Source organism: Bradyrhizobium sp. CCBAU 11361 (assembly GCF_028128935.1).
GTDB classification, from domain to species: domain Bacteria; phylum Pseudomonadota; class Alphaproteobacteria; order Rhizobiales; family Xanthobacteraceae; genus Bradyrhizobium; species Bradyrhizobium niftali.
Genome location: NZ_LBJZ01000187.1, coordinates 55789 through 71959, shown reverse-complemented (window position 1 = coordinate 71959; position 16171 = coordinate 55789). Strand labels below are relative to the sequence as shown.

Genomic DNA, 16171 nt, shown 5'->3' with positions numbered 1-16171 from the left:
GCCATGCCAACCATCACCGTCGAGCGCACCATTGGGACCACCAAGAAGGCTGTGCTCGCCGGGCTCGGCGCCTATAACGACGAGCAGTTCGGGAAGCAGAGGGCCAAGAGCATCGCGGTCTCGTTGAAGGACGGCCGCAAGATCGTCGGCGGCATCGTCGGGCATCTCTGGGCCACGGTTCTGTTCATCCAGTATTTCTGGATCGACCAGAAGCAGCGCGGCAAGGGGCTTGGCACGAAGCTGATCGCGGCGATCGAGGACGAGGCAAGACGGCAGGGCGCGATCCAGGCCCATGTCGACACGATGAGTTTCCAGGCGCCGGGCTTCTATCGTTCCTGCGGGTACGAGGAATTCGGCACTCTCAAGGGCTATCCCGGCGGCGTGACGCGCCATTCGTTTACGAAGTCGCTATGAGCACATCATCATCCAATTCCAAATTCCGTAACAGCAAGGAAGCGCCGACCGAGCCGTTCAAGCGCTCGGTGGCCTCCTGCCTCAAGGCGATCGCGAAATCGCCCGAGCTCGAGGTCTCCTTTGCCGCCGAGCGGCCGGGCCTTGCGCCGGGCAAGGCGCGGCTGCCCGAGCCGGCGCGCAAGATGACCAAGCGTGACGCCGCGGTCGTGCGCGGCCACGCCGACTCCATCGCGCTGAAGCTTGCCTGTCACGATCCGAAGCTGCATCGCAAGCTGATGCCGGGCAATCCGCAGGCGCGCGGCGTGTTCGAGGCGGTCGAGCAGGCTCGCGTCGAGGCCATCGGCGCGCGCCGCATGGCGGGCGTTGCGAAAAACCTCACCGCGATGCTCGACGATCATTTCCATCGCGGCAAGTTCGACGAGATCACCGACCGCGCCGACGCGCCGCTGGCCGACGCGCTGGCGATGCTGGTGCGCGAGCGCCTGACCGGCATGGCGCCGCCGACGGCTGCGAAGAAGATGGTCGATCTCTGGCGGCCGATTCTCGAAGACAAGATCGGCAAGCGGCTCGACCGGCTCGATGGCGTGGTCGAGGACCAGGCCAGGTTCGGCGACGCCGTGCATGACCTCCTGTCCGCGCTCGAGCTCGGCGACGAGCGCAATGCCGACAGCGAAGAGAATGACGACAACGACGAAAACCGCGACGGCGACAACGACCAGTCCGGCGCCGAGGGCTCGCCCGATTCCGATGCCGCCCAGGACATGGGCGCCGACCAGGCGCAGGCGTCGAGCGAGGAGATGAGCGAGAGCGCGATGGAAAGCGCGCAGGCCTCGACCTCAGACACGTTCGACGACGGCGAACTCGGCGACGACGAGACGCCGGGCGAGGCGACGCGGCCGAATTCGCACGGGAAGAACGAGCCGCGCGGGCCGGAATATCACGCCTTCGCGCCGAAGTTCGACGAAGTCATCGCGGCCGAAGATCTCTGCGACCATGACGAGCTGGAGCGCCTGCGCGCCTATCTCGACAAGCAGCTCGCGCATCTGCAGGGCATCGTCGCCCGGCTCGCCAACCGGCTGCAGCGCAAGCTGATGGCGCAGCAGAACCGCGCCTGGGAGTTCGATCTCGAAGAGGGTATCCTCGACCCCGCGCGGCTGTCGCGCGTCGTCACCGATCCCTATCATCCGCTGTCCTTCATGCACGAGAAGGAGGCGACGTTCCGCGACACCGTGGTGACGCTGCTGCTCGACAATTCCGGTTCGATGCGCGGTCGCCCGATCACGGTCGCGGCGACCTGCGCCGACATTCTCGCGCGCACGCTGGAGCGTTGCGGCGTCAAGGTCGAGATTCTGGGCTTCACCACGCGCGCCTGGAAGGGCGGGCAGTCGCGTGAGGCGTGGCTTGCCGCCGGCAAGCCGGCCAATCCCGGCCGTCTCAACGACCTCCGCCACATCATCTACAAGTCCGCCGACGCGCCCTGGCGCCGTGCGCGGAAAAATCTTGGCCTGATGATGCGCGAGGGACTGCTGAAGGAGAACATCGACGGCGAGGCGCTGGACTGGGCGCACAAGCGCCTGCTCGGCCGGCCCGAGCAGCGCAAGATCCTGATGATGATCTCGGACGGCGCGCCGGTCGACGATTCCACGCTGTCGGTCAACGCCGGCAACTATCTCGAGCGGCACCTGCGCTACATCATCGAGGAGATCGAGACCCGCTCGCCGGTCGAACTGATCGCGATCGGCATCGGCCATGACGTCACGCGCTACTATCGCCGCGCGGTGACGATCGTGGACGCCGAGGAGCTCGGCGGCGCCATCACCGAGAAGCTTGCCGAACTGTTCAGCGAGACCAACACCGCGCCGAGCCAGCCGGCCGGCCGGCCGCGACGCAAACTGCATTCGTGAGCACCCATCGATCCCGCCGCAGCTTCCTTGGCCACGCGGCGGCGGGATTTTCCACTTTCGCACTGTCCCGATTGGCGCAGGCGCAAGCCACGACCGAGCCGCCGCCGCGCCCGCTCCAGGTCGAGCGCGCCGTCGCCGAGCCGGTCAGCATCGAGGTCAACGCGCGGCCGATCGCCAGTTTCGAGCCGCGCGACCGTTCGCGCACGCGCTTCGGTTCGCTGGAGTATCGCAGCGGCCTGGTGCTGACCTCGCCCTATCGCGGCTTCGGCGGCCTGTCCGGCATCCGGCTCGACGCCAAGGGCGAGCGCTTCCTCGCGATCTCCGACCAGGGCGGCTGGTTCACCGGCAGCATCCGCTATTCCGGCGGCAAGATGATCGGGCTCGACGATGTCGAGGCATCCCCGATGCTCAATTCCGAGGGCCGGCCGATCACGGAGAAGCGGTTCTGGTACGACACCGAGTCGCTCGCGCGCGACGGCAATGTCGTCTATGTCGGGCTTGAGCGCGTCAACCAGATCCTGCGTTTCGATTTCGCCAAGGGCGGCACGCGCGCCCGCGGCGAGGTGGTGCCGACGCCGGCGGCCGTGCGGAAGCTGCCCACCAACAAGGGGCTCGAAGCGATGGTCGTCGTGCCGAAAGGCCAGCCGCTCGCGGGCAGCCTGATCGCCTTCTCCGAGCGCGGGCTCGACGCCGACGGCAATCTGGTCGCGTTCCTGATCGGCGGTCCGTCGCCCGGCCAGTTCAGCGTCCGCCGCACCGAAAAATTCGACATCAGCGATGCGGTGCTGCTGCCGTCCGGCGAGCTTCTCATCCTCGAACGCAAATTCTCCTGGTTCACCGGCATTAACATCCGCATCCGGTCGATCCCCCTGAAATCCATCGCGCCCAACGCGCTGGTCGACGGGCCTGCGCTGTTCGCCGCCGATCTCGGCCACGAGGTCGACAACATGGAAGGCATCGACGCCCACGTCACGCCCGCGGGCGAGACCGTGCTGACGCTGGTCTCGGACGACAATTTTTCATTGCTCCAGCGTACGCTGCTGCTCCAGTTCACGCTTGTGGAGTGAACGTTCGCCGCCCGTATCGCGACACACCCTCATGCCCTTCCGCCGCGCCATCCTCGCCCTTGCCCTCACGCTCGCCGCGCTGTCGCCGGCCTTTGCGACGGCCGAGCACCGGTATGGAAAGAACGAATACGCCATCATCCTGGGCGGCCGCGCGCCGAACGGGAAACTCTCCGTCGCCGCCCATGGCGGCGGCGAGACCGGCGGCGAGGGTTTTCGCATCTATCTGATGGCGGAGCCTGGCCATCGCCGGCTGATGACGCTCGACAACGTCAACGACGACAACATCCTCGACACCGCGCCGGATGCGTTCCACGCCGCCTGGTCGGCCGATTCGCGCACCGTCGCCGTCTCCTTCCGCAGCGAGCGCCATATCGTCACGCTGAACCTCTACGCCATCGACGGCCGTCGCGCGCGCCTCGTCGATGCGCCGGACCTGTTTCGCGACGCGACCGGCCGCAGCATCGATCGCAAGACCGACGGCGATATGCGCACATCGGTCCCCGCGCTGACCTGGCAGGCGCCGCGGCGCTTCCATCTCACCGACTACCGCGTGTTCGTGCTCGACGACGCCGCGCTCGCAGACAAGCTCGGGCCGCTCGGCAAGGCGACAGCGATGAAGGACGGCCGCACCACCATCCAGTTTTCCGCCGAGGCCGACAGCGAGCTGCTGCCCGACGGCCGCATCCGCATGGGCAAGCCCAGGGCGGGCCAGTTCGAGGAACTTGAGTAGGGGCCTTTGTCGTCCCTGCGAACGCAGGGACCCATACCGCGTGATTTATCGATTGCGGATGGTAGAAGTCCCGAACCACCAGTCTTCGTCAAACCTCTCCCTGGGGTTATGGGTCCCTGCGTTCGCAGGGACGACGGCGGAGATCGCGGCACGATCCCGTGATCATATGACGCGCGCAATGCATGGCCTCGCTGGCGGGCATGCTTGCCACGCCGCTGGAAATTCGCGCATCCCTCACTACACTCCCCTTAATCTCCCCTCTCATCCCCCGGAACTCCCCCGCATGAGCGCCCTGTTTTCCCCGATCAAGCTGCGCGGCCTGACGTTGAAGAACCGCGTCGTGGTGTCGCCGATGTGCCAGTATTCGGCCGAGGACGGCGTTCCGACCGACTGGCACTTCACCCACATCAACAATCTTTCGCTGTCGGGCGCGGCGATGTTCTGCATCGAGGCGACCCATGTCGAGGCGATCGGCCGCATCACGCCGGGCTGCCTCGGGCTCTACAGCGATGCCGCCGAAGCCGCGCTGAAGCAGATCCTCGCCTCCGTGCGCAAGCATTCCTCCACCGCGGTCGCGATGCAGCTCGCCCATGCTGGCCGCAAGGCCTCCAGCGCGCGGCCCTGGGACGGCGGCCAGCTGATCCCGGTCAGTGAAGGCGGCTGGCAGACGGTGGCCCCAAGCGCGCTGCCGCACAAGGAGGGCGAGGCCGCGCCGCTGGCGCTCGATGCCGCGGGCCTGATGCGCATCCGCGAGGCCTTCGTCGAGGCCGCGAAACGCGCCGAGCGTATCGGCATCGACGCCATCGAGCTGCACGGCGCGCACGGCTATCTGATGCATCAGTTCCTGTCGCCGATCTCGAACCGGCGTACCGACGAGTATGGCGGTTCGCTCGCAAACCGCATGAGCTTCCCGCTCGAGATCTACGACGCGGTCCGCGCCGCCTTCCCGCACGACAAGCCGATCGGCATGCGGGTGTCGTCGACCGATTGGGTCGAGGGCGGCTGGGATCTGGCGCAGACCATCGAATTCGCGAGCGCGTTGAAGGCGCGAGGCATCGACTGGATCGATGCCTCCTCCGGCGGCGTCTCGCCGCTGCAGAAGATTCCGCTCGGCCCCGGCTATCAGGTGCAGTTCGCAGACGCCATCCGCCGCGAGACGGGACTGCCCACCATCGCCGTCGGCATGATTTCCGATGCCAAGCACGCCGAGGAGATCGTCGCCTCCGGCAAGGCCGACATGATCGCGCTCGGCCGCGGCATGCTCTACGACCCGCGCTGGGGCTGGCACGCCGCCGCCGAGCTCGGCGGCGAGGTCGAAGCCCCGCCGCAATACTGGCGCTCGCAGCCATCGACGCAGAAGGCGCTGTTCGGCAAGACGACGTTCGGGGCGAGGTGAGGCGCGAGGACTGCGGCATAACCATAGGGAGTAACTCGATAGGTTAGTTGCGAGATCGCGGCCGCCCCTCACGCATCCGTAACCTCCCTCAGCTTCCACCCCCCGCAAAACTGGCCTAACCTTTCCACGTTCAATGCCTCACGGAGGCCCGCCATGCGTTTTCGTGTTCGCAACGCCGCTCACGTGCTGGAGCGCATGGGCCTCGCGATGGCGGGGGCCGCGTGCGGGCTGTTCGTCGGCGCCTATGTCGGATCGGCGATCGCTCCGCTCACCACGCAGGGGTTCCTGGCGCTGATGATGGGGCTCGGTGCGGTCGGTTTCTATCTCGGCATCGACACGCCGCAGCTGCCCTTCGACGAGGCGCACAGCGCCATCGACGCCGCGGAATTCTTGAGCTCCGCCGGCACGCTCTGCGCCACACTCACCGCGCTCGCCTCGGTCGCCGTCATCGTGCTGCGGCTCGATCCGCACATGGTCTGGACCTGGCTCGTCCTGTTCGGCTGGATCGCCGGCGTCGCCATGCAGATCGTCGCGGGCGCGAAGGCGCGGATGCGGAAGTAGGCAAAGCCGTCGCCGCAATTCCGGTGTCGTCCTGGCGAAAGCCAGGACCCATTACCCTAGGGAGAAGTTTGGCGGAGACTCGTTGTCCGGTACGCCTACCATCCACGACCGATAGATTCCGCGGTATGGGTCCTGGCTTTCGCCAGGACGACGATGGGGGCGCGGCGGGCGTTCAGTCTAGACGGCTGAATGCGATCCCTCTCAAAACACCACGCCGACCCGCGTGCCGCGCTTCCAGGCGATGCGGCAGCGCTTCTTGGTGTTGACGTGCAGCAGCTCGAACCGGTCGGGGATGCTCACCTGGCCGCCGAGATCGACGCAGGCCCCGCCGGGCGAATAGTCGATCAGCGTGCAGGGGATCACCGGCGCGCGCGGGTCGGTGATGATCTTGGCCTGGCGCGACACCAGTCCTGCGGGCTTCACACGGGCGAACCTTCGCGGATGCATTGGCACATCTCCTCCAATTCCGCGGATAGCGCGGTGGTAGGCTCCGATGATCGACGGGAGATGATGCGATCCGACTAAGGTCGGCGCGAGAATTTTAATGAAAAGTAGCGGCGAATGGAGAAAGCGGCGGTAGCGGGGTGAGGCGGCGTTGCCTCAAGCTCCGCCGTCGTCCCGGCGAAGGCCGGGACCCATACCGCGTGATTTCTCGATTGTGGACGGTGGCAGTCCCGAACGACGAGTCTTCGCCAAACCACTCCCTGGGGTTATGGGTCCCGGCCTTCGCCGGGACGACGGCAGAAGGTGTCACGCGCCCCTGCCTCCTTCACCGTCATTGCGAGCGGAAGCGAAGCAATCCAGAATCTTGCCGCGGAGGGATTCTGGATTGCTTCGTCGCAAGGGCTCCTCGCAATGACGCGCGTATGGCGCCGGCATCACCTCACCCCGTCACCATCTCATCCGCCTCCGCCGCGACCCCCACATGCGGCGGCACCGGCATCGGCACCGTTTCATACGCCTTCGGCAGGTTCACCGGCCGGTAGTCCGGCTCCACCGCCATCCGCTTCACCACGCTCTCGTGCACATGCGCGCCTTCGGGGATCAGGCGCGGCTCGCAATCGGGGATGTAGAAGCCGAGAAACACCTTTCGCTCCGGCCACTCCCGGTACTTCGCGCTCTTCGGCACATATTCCAGCAGCCGCCAGGCCGCCGTCATCGAATTGTGCAATTCGCCCGTCTTGCCGGTATAGGCGGGCGGGACATACTGGAACGGTGAGTTCTTGCGCTGGACGCCCCAGGCGAGCTGGTTGACGGTGCGCGGGTTGAAGTTGAGGCCGGCCTTCGCCGCCTCCTCGATCATCCACACAAGCGGATACTTCGAATCCCCGCTCTCGGTCTCCGGATAGCCGCCGCCGACGTCGCTGTGCACGCCGGCGAACCACACCTGCATGATGTCCTGCGGCTCCTTCTTGTCGTCGGGCACGAAGCGGTTGCTCCAATATTCCTGCGGCTCCCGCCATTGCTTGAGGCGGAACATGCAGCGCCGCTCGTCGATCGCGATCGCCTGCCGGAAAATCTTCACGCTCGGATTGCGCAGCGTGAAGGCGAGCTCCTCGATGCTCGGCCAGTACAGCCGGTCGGCGCGCGGCACGATCACGCTCGCCACGGTGTCCCACACCCCGATGAAATGGATGGTCGGCCAGCGCGAGGAGGTGATGCGCGCGAACTGCGCGGCGAGGTCGAACTTGTCCTGCGGCAGCGGCCCGTCGTCGTCGGAGCCGGCGTCCCTGAGGTCCGCGATGTCGTTGCCGCGCCCCGAGCCGGAATATTGCTTGTAGGCGACGAGGCCCGAGCCTGCGAGGTTGGCCTGCTCCGGCGAGATCAGGCCGACCTTGTGGATCAGCCCCGCCAGCACCCGCACGGTGTAGGCGCCGCGCGAGAAGCCGAACAGATAGATCTTGTCGCCGGGCGCGTAGTGCTCGACCAGGAAGCTATAGGCTGACAGCACGTTGTCATCGAGCCCGTAGCCGGTGGCGAGCCCCAGCACCAGATTGACGTTGGCCTTGAGGCGGTGCCACGTCGTCGGCTCCGTCACCGTGCCGACGCCGGGATCGTAGAACACCATCTGCCGCGGCGACGTCTTGTCGGTCTTGCGCAGGCAGCGATAGAGCTTGAGGACGTTGGAGATGTTCTCGCTGATCTCGTTGCCGGTGCCGTCGCAGCAGATGACGAGGTTCTTCGGTTCGCTCTTCGGTTCGCTCTTGGGTTCGGTCTTCGCTTCGATCTTGCGCTCGTGCTCCACAGGTCGGCCCCTCCCGGTAATGCTACCGGGGCGAGTATAGCAAAAAAGCGCGACGGCGAGGAGACGGTGGGGGTTGCGGTGGGGTCATGTGTTCGCTGAGCCGAACCACAGCCTCCGCTGTCGTCCTGGCCTAGTGCGCAATTGCGCACGGGGAGCCAGGACCCATACCGCGTGATTCATCCGTGACAACAGGTGCTAATCCCGAACGACCGCCCTTCGCCAAACTCCTCCCTGGGTTATGGGTCCTGGCTCCCGTGCGCAATTGCGCACTAGGCCAGGACGACGACAGGAGAGGACTTGCTTCCGTCCGCATTGGCCTTCGCCAAAGCTTCGGCGGACAAGAGCGGGGAGAGGCGAAGAAGCGCCTACTTCTTCTTTCCCGGTCCGAAGTCCGGCTGCCAAGCCACGTCCTTGCGGCTCGGTGCTGCGGCGATGATCTTGGTCTTGTCCTTCTTCGGCTTCTTGGTTTCGCGGTTGCCGCGTTGCTGTCCCTTGGCCATGGCGTCGGTCTCCTGTGGGGGGTTGAGTTCGTCCAGTTCGTCGGATTGCAGCACGCGTCCGCGCGGCGTGCAGACGCGCACGTCCATGTAGCCCTCGCGTAGCAGCTTCCGCGCCAGCCGCAGCGCGACGGTGGCGCTGCCGCGGCCGAGATTGGAGCAGCCATATTCGTTGGTACCGCTGACCAGATAGGGCACGCGCATTGTCCTAGCCATTGAGGATGGCCGCCGCGCAGACCAGAAGCAGAAGGAACAGCGCGACGTCGACCTGTGGAACGATCCATTCCGAGACGCGAAACCGCGGCATCGCACGCTCCTGCAGAGCATGACAACGCCATGCTCTGAACGCTGCTCTATCGGCGGGAGCGCACGTGACCCTCAGTCACCGGTCGATGCCGTTGCAGGAAGTGCGGTGATAGGGCCGAGCCTACGCCTGCCCCCCGCCAATAGCGAGGACTAAAACGCCGCGCGTCGCCTGCGGCCTTAACCGCGCGCGGCGCGGTGATGATATTGCTGGCTATTGCCGCCCAGGGAGCGCATGCTCACGGCAACCCGGCGTCGGTTGGGGCTCCGCTTCGCAGGAAGGCAGGCGTGCATGACCATCCGTTCGCGGCGAGAAACCGTCACCTTCAGGCATCCGTTCCGCATCCACGGCATCGACCGGTTGCTGCCTGCGGGCAGCTATGACGTCGTCACCGACGAGGAGATGATCGAGGGCCTGTCATTCCCGTGCTGGCGCCGCGTCGCCACCATGATCACGGTGCCGGCCGAAGGCGGGCGCGGCGGCATCACGGAAATGTTGTCGATCGGCTCGGTCGACCTTGCGGACGCGCAAGCCGCGGATGCGCAGGCGAGCGTCGCCCAGAGCATTGCCCATGACTGACGTCCCGGTGGATCTCGACAGGCATCGCGGCATGGCCGCCCAGAAGGCGACCGATTTGCGCCGCGCGCTGGCCGAGGTCGAGAACAATGTCCGGGAGCTGCGCGAGCGCGAGGCCGATCTCGAGAACCGCCTGATGACCGTGCCCGCCACCTCGTGGCCCGAGGCCGCGGTGAAGGCGCGCTACCTGCTCAACCTCTATGCCGCCAGCCTCTCCACCGAGGACACCCGCCACCGCGCGCTGGTGACGGCCCTGTTCGACGATTTCGCCAGGCTCAGTGGCGACAGTTGAGGCTCAGTGGCGATTGCGCAAGGCCGGCCGACGCGCGGCAGCGGCGGTGCGCACGTGGAACACAGCCGTCGTCCCGGCGAAGGCCGGGACCCATAACCACCGAATTGAGTTATCGTGAACGAGCATGGCCACAGCGTGCCTCCACAACGCTGACCGGACTCATGGGCCCCGGCCCCGTCGCGCAATTGCGCACCAGGCCGGGCAACGAGAGGAATTCACGTGCCGCGGCGGCGCCGAAACCCGGCGCCAACCGCGCCAGGGCGCAATCGCGTAAGGGAGTAAGCCATGACACTCACGAGCAGCCGCTTCGTCGGCTACGAACAGGACCGGGGCATCGTCCAGTTCCTGATGCAGGACGGATCGAAGGAGATCGCATGCGCGATCTCGACCTCCGCGATGGACTATCTCGAGCGCGGCCCGCAGGCTCGGCCCGAGCAGCGCGAAGCCCAGTTCACCCGCCTGCGCGACCGCATCGAGGCCCGCGCCGCGAGCAAGTACCGCGCGACCGAGTTCGAGGGCACGCCGCCGGGGATCGTGCTGCGGAGCATTGATTTTCGGGGGTAGGGGGAGGCGGGCTACCGCGGCTGCGACTTGTCCGTCTTGCGCAGGCAGCGATGGAGCTTCAGGACGTTGGAGATGTTCTTCGGGATCTCGTTGCCGGTGCCGTCACGCCCCATGGCCGCATCGTCTGTTGACATTAACCGTCTGTTAACCATGCGGTTGCCTAATGTTGACGATGGGGGATCACCATGTCGGCCCATGTGACGCGACCGAGGTTCATGCCTGTTTCGGCCGATCCGGCCATCCGGTCGGTGGCGAGGTTGGCGGTTCGCGCCAAGGCCGTCCTACAGGGCAAAGCGCCTGTCCCACGGAGCAAAGCCATGTTCGGAAAGGACGACTTAGTGGACAATCTCAGCCGCGATCTCGATCGCGCGCGCGGAAGACGAGATGCGCTTGCATCCGAAGCCACGACCCTGACGGCCCAGATCGCCGAAATTGAAGCCCGTCTTTCGGAGGAAAAGAAAAGGCGTGAGCGTGAGCGCGTCTTGAGCGAGGTCGAAGCGATCAAGACGCGAATCAAGCAAGCCGCCGGCGCGTTTGCGCCTGTCGTCGATGGTCTCTCGAGGGCGATCGAGCAGGCTGCGGCGGTTGTGCCCGAGGCGCGCGAGCTCAATAGTTTCCTGGTGTCGGTGGCGACCGAGATCGACAGCGTGCTCGATCCCCTGCTCCGCGAACTGGATCAGCGCGCGGATGCGGTGCGAACCGGACAGGCAGCGCTGGACCTGCCGAGTTCGGCCATTGAAGCGCCGCCCATCGAGCTGCCAAAGGACACCAACGAGCGCCTGCTTCGTTTTCCGGCGTGGCTGTCCCGCGACAGGGAGACGGACAAGAAGGACACCGCCGAGAGCCCGCGCAGCACGGCGGCTTGAAGCCCCGGCACGCTGCGCAGCTCAAGACCTTGTCTGCATAATCTGACGTTCGGAGCGAGTTGAGAACTAGGCCACCTCTCCCTGCTGGGGAGAGGGTGAACCGGGCGGCCGAACCTGATCTCATCACACCCTGGACCTAAAGCGGAATGGCTTTAAGTCGAATCGACTGGCCGCGGGCTCGTTCGAACCTCTCCCGCTTGCGGGAGAGGGAGCGCACCTCCTTCGCCACCGCTCAGTTGGCGGCGCGGCGCAGGAAGGCCGGGATATCGAGAACGGCCTCGTCGGGCGCATTGCGCGCAGGGGCGCGGCCGTAAGGATCGAGCGGCTGAAGCGCCGCCTGCCGCGCATAGTCCAGACCCGGCCTTGCCGGTGGCCCCACGGGGTGGTGCGGCTGCGGGCGGAGCGGCGGGCTTTCCACTTGCGGCAGGGTAGCACTGCGCTCGATGCGATCGGCGATGCGACGGCCGTCGTTGCGCAGCCTGCCGGCGAGCTGCGTGAGGGCGGTTTCCACCGGTAGCGCCTGCTGCGCCGGATCGAGATTATCGATTCCGGTCGCAACCACCGAGACGCGGACGATGCCTTCGAGGCTTTCGTCAAACGACGCACCGACGATGATGTTGGCGTCCGGATCGGCCTCGTCGCGAATGCGGGTCGCGGCTTCGTCGACCTCGTACAGCATGAGATCCCTGCCGCCGGTGATGGAGATGATGAGGCCACTGGCACGCTTGATCGAGGGATTCTCGATCAGCGGATTGGAGATCGCGGCCACGGCGGCGGCGAGCACGCGCTTCTCGCCGGAAGCCTCGCCCCGTCCCATCATCGCCTTGCCCTTCTCCTTCATGACGGAGAGGACGTCGGCAAAATCGAGATTGATCAGACCTTCCTTGACGATGAGGTCGCTGATGCAGGCCACGCCCGAATAGAGCACCTGGTCGGCAAGGGCGAAGGCATCGGCGAACGTGGTCTTCTCGCTGGCCACCCGGAACAGGTTCTGGTTCGGGATGATCAAGAGGGTGTCGACCGTCTTCAGCAGCTCCTCGACGCCGGCTTCGGCAAAGCGCATGCGGCGCTGGCCCTCGAAGTAGAACGGCTTGGTTACCACGCCGATGGTGAGGATGCCGAGCTCGCGCGCGGTCCTGGCGATGATCGGTGCAGCCCCGGTGCCGGTGCCGCCGCCCATGCCGGCCGTCACGAACACCATGTGCGCGCCGGTCAGGTGCTCGCGGATCGTATCGATGACCTCCTCGGCTGCGGCGCGTCCCAATTCCGGCTGCGAGCCGGCGCCGAGGCCTGCGGTGACCGTTGTGCCGAGCTGGATGAGGCGCGTCGCCTTCGACATTGCAAGCGCCTGCGCGTCGGTATTGGCGACGACGAACTCGACCCCTTGCAGCCCGGCCGTGATCATGTTGTTGACGGCGTTGCCGCCGGCGCCGCCGACGCCGAATACGACGATGCGGGCCTTCATCTCGCGAATGTCGGTGATGCCAGTCATTCTGTCCTCGCGGTTGCTCCGGCGGCCGGGAATGGGGAAAGGTTCGAGTGCTACCTGCGAGCCGCGCGATCTGCTTGCACGATCGCAGCGGCCAGATGTCCCAATCGAAGCGCGGCCTGTCCCGCGATCCCGCCGCCAGGGCGGCGACCGGTCCGTAAGTCCGCCACTTCGTCTTCCAGTCGTGCCGCCCACGCATTGGCTGCCGCCGTCTCGGCCGCCGCCTGCATCAGCTCGACGGCCAGACGATCGGCGCGCTCACGCTCTCGCTCGAACACGGCCCTGTAGGCGGCTGCGACTTCTTCGAGCCGCGCGACCTCTGCCTTGAGTGCGTTGATCTCCAGAGCGTTTTCGAGTGAAGTGGGTGCCGGTTCGCGTGAAGAAAACGCGTCAGAACAGGAATCTAGAGCCCCGTTCCGACTCCGTCGGAACGGAAATGGCTCTACCGCCTCGATCTTTGTCATGGCGGCATCGATGTGGCCTGCCTGGCGGGCACGTCGCGGGCGGGACGTGTAGCGGAGCTCGGAGAAATCAACGCTGATCAGGGCCTTGCCATCATCCGACCGCGAGCGCGGCAACCGGCGACGTCTCGCCAGCGAACGAGCGGCCTCGCGCGAGATCTTGAGGCGGGCACTGAGATCGGCATACGTCAACAACGCAACGCACATCGGCGCTTCTCCTGGAGCGAACCGGGAAGGCATTTCGAGCTAATGATGGCTGGACGATTACAGCAGGCTAGGGTGCATTGGTTAATGCATGGTTAACGCGCGCGCGGTGCTGGTTTACGGGTGGCGTCGCCGTGCCGGGCGAGCCGCAGGAGAGGTTGTGCCCGCGACAGACCAGCAAATATATCTTACACCATTCAGGCCTGAGGCGCCCTTCATCTCGCCCGTTGCCAAACGGGGGGATTGCCCGACTTGCGGCAAAGCTTCGTTGCGCCGCGGCGCCATCGCCGCAGCTTAGTTCTTTACCTCAACAAAAACGGCCGGATCTTCCGATCCGGCCGTTACACAAAACTCTACTTGGCTAAGCCTACGCCACGCTACTTAGCCCCCGCCCAACTCAAAAATTCGCTTAGCTGGCCTTCTTGACCGGCGCGGTGACGCCGACCTTCTTCTGGATGGCGCGCTTCAGCTCGAGGGCGCGCGGCGACAGGGCGTCGGCGCTGGCCTTGAGCAGGAAGGCGTCTAGGCCGCCATTGTGGTCCACGCTCTTGACCGCGTTGGTCGAGACGCGCAGGCGCACGTTCCGCTCCAGGGCTTCGCTGATGAACGTCACGTTGACGAGGTTCGGCAGGAAGCGGCGCTTGGTCTTGATGTTGGAGTGGCTGACCTTGTGGCCGACGAGGGGGCCCTTGGCCGTCAGTTCGCAGCGGCGAGACATGTCACAAATCCTCAATCTAAGCCCCCAACGATTTGCGGCCGCCATTCGGGGCGCCACGGGGGCAAATTCTCTGTCCTTGCAGGGAGCGGCGGACGTATAGGGGGGAAGCGGCGGGACGTCAAGTTTTTGGGGCGGGGTTTTGGGCCCGCGCCATGCCCCACAATAGGTGTCATCGCCCGGCTTGGCCGGGCGATCCAGTATTCCGTGACGGCGCGGCCGGAGTCGAGGGGCTGCGGCGTACTGGATGCCCCGGTCAAGCCGGGGCATGACGGCGGAGTGCTGGCACAGGATTACCACCCCCGATCACCAAAACGGCAATGTTTGAAGTGCCTTACCATCACATAAAGGGCGTATTCGCCCCCGAAGACTCCGGTGGAGTTCCGCGCCTGATACGCCCGGACACATTGTTTGCCGCGGTTTTTGGCTTAAATAACAACCGTCGCGCCCCGATTGGATTGTTTCGTGCTCATTTTCCCCCGACTTGCGCCCAGGCCGCGCATCGCCAGTCCGCGGTTTGCCGCCCGGCTGGCCATGGCGGCCCTGTGCGGGCTGGCCTTCGCGTGGGAGGCGAAGCCGGCGGCGGCGCAAGGCAAGCTCGAGGCGCAGTATGAGGCCACGCTGGCAGGCATTCCGGTCGGCAGGGGCGCCTGGAACATCGACATCCAGGACGACGTGTTTGCCGCCGCCGCCTCCGGCGGCACTACGGGGCTGCTGAAGTCGTTCGCGGGCGGGTCCGGCACCGGCGCTAGCCAAGGGCGGGTTGTCAACGGCGCGCTGGTTGCGACCGGTTACCAGGCCTCCACCACCACCTCGAAGAAGACCGAAGAGATCCACATCACGCTCGACAAGGGCAATGTGAAGGAGTTCGGTATCGTGCCGGAGCCGCCGGTCGATCCCGATCGCATCCTCGTCACCGACGCGCATCGCCGCGGCGTCTGGGACCCGATGACGGCTTCGCTCTTGCGCGTGCCCGGCACAGGCGACCCCGTGACGCCGGACGCCTGCCACAACGGCGCGCCGGTGTTCGACGGCCGCATGCGCTACGACCTCAAGCTTGATTTCAAGCGCATGGAGACGGTGAAGGCGGAGAAGGGCTATCACGGCCCGGTCGTCGTCTGCGCGCTCTATTTCGTGCCCGTAGCGGGCTACATCCCCGACCGCCCCGTGATCAAATACCTCGCCGCCCAGCGCAACATCGAGATCGCGTTCGCGCCGGTCGCCGGCACGCGCATCCTGGTCCCGTTCTGGCTGAAAGTGCCAACGCCGCTCGGCCCCGCGATGCTGGAAGCGACCAGCTTCATCACATCAGCCCAGCCGCCGCGGGTTGCGAAGACGCAGTAATTCTCCCCGTCATTCCGGGGCGCGCCCCTTGGCGCGCGACTGCGTCGCGCCGGGGAATGACGAACGGAGCGATTCGGTGCGCAACCTCAACACCTTACCCGCCGTCACCCCGCCACTCGCCCACGCGCCGTTTCTACTGTGCATGGGGTTGTTTTCGCGAAAATGAGTTTGGGAGGCATGACGGCGGAGCAGGCGGAGGGGCCCCGTGAATCCATTTGACTCCGCCCCGATTCTGATTCGACTCCGCGCCGTCCCCAATTTTAAGGAACCCGCCACCGAAGTGTCGCTTGTGCGGCAGCCCAAAACTCCATCTAGTGCAATCAAACACAGGGCGCCGCGACATGTTGCGTGAACGGAACAGGCTCAATGGGGAGTCAGCGATTCGGCCGCGATTCGTTCTAGAGTCGTTCCGATGCTTAAGGACACTGGGAAAAGCGTCGCAAAGTGAGACAGTTGCGCGAGGTTCGGGGAGAGCGCTCCCACACGCACGATGTGCGAGGCGGCATTCATCTGTCGGCTATGTGTCCGAACGCTGCCGCCCT

At 65.8% G+C, this 16171-nt stretch carries 18 protein-coding genes; 11 read left to right on the top strand and 7 right to left on the bottom strand.

Annotated features, from left to right (window positions below; all coding sequences use genetic code 11):
* Positions 1 to 3 precede the first annotated feature (3 nt).
* The 6 genes from XI08_RS27855 to XI08_RS27830 all read left to right on the top strand — a co-directional run bounded on the left by XI08_RS27855 (position 4) and on the right by XI08_RS27830 (position 6072).
* A complete protein-coding gene (locus tag XI08_RS27855; RefSeq protein WP_027545236.1) occupies positions 4 to 414 on the top strand; it encodes a GNAT family N-acetyltransferase in 411 nt (136 codons plus the stop codon).
* Complete coding sequence (gene cobT, locus XI08_RS27850; RefSeq protein WP_271576825.1) at positions 411 to 2318, top strand: cobaltochelatase subunit CobT; 1908 nt, start codon at positions 411 to 413, stop codon at positions 2316 to 2318. The genes XI08_RS27855 and cobT overlap by 4 nt, the downstream gene beginning before the upstream one ends.
* Positions 2315 to 3385 (top strand): esterase-like activity of phytase family protein, encoded by a 1071-nt coding sequence (locus XI08_RS27845; RefSeq protein WP_271576824.1) that lies wholly within the window; start codon positions 2315 to 2317, stop codon positions 3383 to 3385. The genes cobT and XI08_RS27845 overlap by 4 nt, the downstream gene beginning before the upstream one ends.
* Before the next feature lie 31 nt (positions 3386 to 3416).
* Positions 3417 to 4115, top strand: a complete 699-nt coding sequence (locus XI08_RS27840; RefSeq protein WP_271576823.1) for a hypothetical protein — start codon at positions 3417 to 3419, stop codon at positions 4113 to 4115.
* 283 nt (positions 4116 to 4398) lie between these two features.
* Positions 4399 to 5511, top strand: a complete 1113-nt coding sequence (locus XI08_RS27835) for an NADH:flavin oxidoreductase/NADH oxidase (protein ID WP_271576822.1) — start codon at positions 4399 to 4401, stop codon at positions 5509 to 5511.
* A 153-nt stretch (positions 5512 to 5664) separates the two neighbouring features.
* Positions 5665 to 6072, top strand: a complete 408-nt coding sequence (locus tag XI08_RS27830; protein WP_027545231.1) for a hypothetical protein — start codon at positions 5665 to 5667, stop codon at positions 6070 to 6072.
* 201 nt (positions 6073 to 6273) lie between these two features.
* Here the strand turns inward: XI08_RS27830 and XI08_RS27825 are convergent, their stop codons facing one another.
* The 3 genes from XI08_RS27825 to XI08_RS27815 all read right to left on the bottom strand — a co-directional run bounded on the left by XI08_RS27825 (position 6274) and on the right by XI08_RS27815 (position 9018).
* Positions 6274 to 6519: a PilZ domain-containing protein gene (locus XI08_RS27825; RefSeq protein WP_027545230.1), complete on the bottom strand. Its 246-nt coding sequence runs from the start codon at positions 6517 to 6519 to the stop codon at positions 6274 to 6276.
* Positions 6520 to 6955: 436 nt separating this feature from the next.
* On the bottom strand, positions 6956 to 8317 hold the full coding sequence (locus XI08_RS27820) for a T6SS phospholipase effector Tle1-like catalytic domain-containing protein (protein WP_271576821.1): 1362 nt from the start codon (positions 8315 to 8317) through the stop codon (positions 6956 to 6958).
* A 365-nt stretch (positions 8318 to 8682) separates the two neighbouring features.
* Positions 8683 to 9018, bottom strand: a complete 336-nt coding sequence (locus XI08_RS27815) for a hypothetical protein (RefSeq protein ID WP_271576894.1) — start codon at positions 9016 to 9018, stop codon at positions 8683 to 8685.
* 391 nt (positions 9019 to 9409) lie between these two features.
* Between XI08_RS27815 and XI08_RS27810 the strand changes: the two genes are divergently transcribed.
* The 3 genes from XI08_RS27810 to XI08_RS27800 all read left to right on the top strand — a co-directional run bounded on the left by XI08_RS27810 (position 9410) and on the right by XI08_RS27800 (position 10550).
* Positions 9410 to 9697 carry a hypothetical protein gene (locus tag XI08_RS27810; RefSeq protein ID WP_271576820.1) on the top strand — a complete coding sequence of 96 codons (288 nt, stop codon included), beginning with the start codon at positions 9410 to 9412 and terminating at the stop codon, positions 9695 to 9697.
* A complete protein-coding gene (locus XI08_RS27805; protein ID WP_027545228.1) occupies positions 9690 to 9986 on the top strand; it encodes a hypothetical protein in 297 nt (98 codons plus the stop codon). Before XI08_RS27810 ends, XI08_RS27805 begins: the two co-directional genes overlap by 8 nt.
* 285 nt (positions 9987 to 10271) lie before the next feature.
* The gene (locus XI08_RS27800; RefSeq protein ID WP_011083000.1) at positions 10272 to 10550 is read left to right on the top strand and encodes a DUF1488 domain-containing protein; all 279 of its coding nucleotides are present in this window, start codon (positions 10272 to 10274) and stop codon (positions 10548 to 10550) included.
* Between the two features lie 11 nt (positions 10551 to 10561).
* Here the strand turns inward: XI08_RS27800 and XI08_RS27795 are convergent, their stop codons facing one another.
* Positions 10562 to 10684 carry a hypothetical protein gene (locus XI08_RS27795; RefSeq protein WP_271576819.1) on the bottom strand — a complete coding sequence of 41 codons (123 nt, stop codon included), beginning with the start codon at positions 10682 to 10684 and terminating at the stop codon, positions 10562 to 10564.
* A 183-nt stretch (positions 10685 to 10867) separates the two neighbouring features.
* Between XI08_RS27795 and XI08_RS27790 the strand changes: the two genes are divergently transcribed.
* Complete coding sequence (locus XI08_RS27790; RefSeq protein WP_236842158.1) at positions 10868 to 11416, top strand: hypothetical protein; 549 nt, start codon at positions 10868 to 10870, stop codon at positions 11414 to 11416.
* A gap of 232 nt (positions 11417 to 11648) precedes the next feature.
* Here the strand turns inward: XI08_RS27790 and ftsZ are convergent, their stop codons facing one another.
* The 3 genes from ftsZ to rpmB form a co-directional block, all read right to left on the bottom strand.
* Entirely contained in the window at positions 11649 to 12908 is a 1260-nt protein-coding gene (ftsZ, locus tag XI08_RS27785; protein ID WP_271576818.1) for a cell division protein FtsZ, read from the bottom strand.
* Positions 12909 to 12958: 50 nt separating this feature from the next.
* Positions 12959 to 13573, bottom strand: a complete 615-nt coding sequence (locus XI08_RS27780) for a hypothetical protein (protein ID WP_271576817.1) — start codon at positions 13571 to 13573, stop codon at positions 12959 to 12961.
* 406 nt (positions 13574 to 13979) lie between these two features.
* Positions 13980 to 14288: a 50S ribosomal protein L28 gene (rpmB, locus tag XI08_RS27775; protein ID WP_011082994.1), complete on the bottom strand. Its 309-nt coding sequence runs from the start codon at positions 14286 to 14288 to the stop codon at positions 13980 to 13982.
* Positions 14289 to 14819: 531 nt separating this feature from the next.
* Here rpmB and XI08_RS27770 point away from each other — a divergent pair.
* Positions 14820 to 15629, top strand: a complete 810-nt coding sequence (locus XI08_RS27770) for a DUF3108 domain-containing protein (protein WP_271576893.1) — start codon at positions 14820 to 14822, stop codon at positions 15627 to 15629.
* The last annotated feature ends 542 nt before the right edge of the window (positions 15630 to 16171 follow it).

Excerpts from the sequence above, each read along its gene's own strand:
- XI08_RS27855 (WP_027545236.1), top strand. The coding sequence starts at position 4 with ATGCCAACCATCACCGTCGAGCGCACCATTGGGACCACCAAGAAGGCT.
- XI08_RS27770 (WP_271576893.1), top strand. The coding sequence starts at position 14,820 with ATGGCGGCCCTGTGCGGGCTGGCCTTCGCGTGGGAGGCGAAGCCGGCG.
- XI08_RS27840 (WP_271576823.1), top strand. The coding sequence starts at position 3,417 with ATGCCCTTCCGCCGCGCCATCCTCGCCCTTGCCCTCACGCTCGCCGCG.
- XI08_RS27790 (WP_236842158.1), top strand. The coding sequence starts at position 10,868 with ATGTTCGGAAAGGACGACTTAGTGGACAATCTCAGCCGCGATCTCGAT.
- ftsZ (WP_271576818.1), bottom strand. The coding sequence starts at position 12,908 with ATGACTGGCATCACCGACATTCGCGAGATGAAGGCCCGCATCGTCGTA.
- cobT (WP_271576825.1), top strand. The coding sequence starts at position 411 with ATGAGCACATCATCATCCAATTCCAAATTCCGTAACAGCAAGGAAGCG.
- XI08_RS27805 (WP_027545228.1), top strand. The coding sequence starts at position 9,690 with ATGACTGACGTCCCGGTGGATCTCGACAGGCATCGCGGCATGGCCGCC.
- XI08_RS27835 (WP_271576822.1), top strand. The coding sequence starts at position 4,399 with ATGAGCGCCCTGTTTTCCCCGATCAAGCTGCGCGGCCTGACGTTGAAG.
- XI08_RS27795 (WP_271576819.1), bottom strand. The coding sequence starts at position 10,684 with ATGTCAACAGACGATGCGGCCATGGGGCGTGACGGCACCGGCAACGAG.
- rpmB (WP_011082994.1), bottom strand. The coding sequence starts at position 14,288 with ATGTCTCGCCGCTGCGAACTGACGGCCAAGGGCCCCCTCGTCGGCCAC.
- XI08_RS27825 (WP_027545230.1), bottom strand. The coding sequence starts at position 6,519 with ATGCATCCGCGAAGGTTCGCCCGTGTGAAGCCCGCAGGACTGGTGTCG.
- XI08_RS27800 (WP_011083000.1), top strand. The coding sequence starts at position 10,272 with ATGACACTCACGAGCAGCCGCTTCGTCGGCTACGAACAGGACCGGGGC.
- XI08_RS27810 (WP_271576820.1), top strand. The coding sequence starts at position 9,410 with ATGACCATCCGTTCGCGGCGAGAAACCGTCACCTTCAGGCATCCGTTC.
- XI08_RS27830 (WP_027545231.1), top strand. The coding sequence starts at position 5,665 with ATGCGTTTTCGTGTTCGCAACGCCGCTCACGTGCTGGAGCGCATGGGC.
- XI08_RS27815 (WP_271576894.1), bottom strand. The coding sequence starts at position 9,018 with ATGCGCGTGCCCTATCTGGTCAGCGGTACCAACGAATATGGCTGCTCC.
- XI08_RS27780 (WP_271576817.1), bottom strand. The coding sequence starts at position 13,573 with ATGTGCGTTGCGTTGTTGACGTATGCCGATCTCAGTGCCCGCCTCAAG.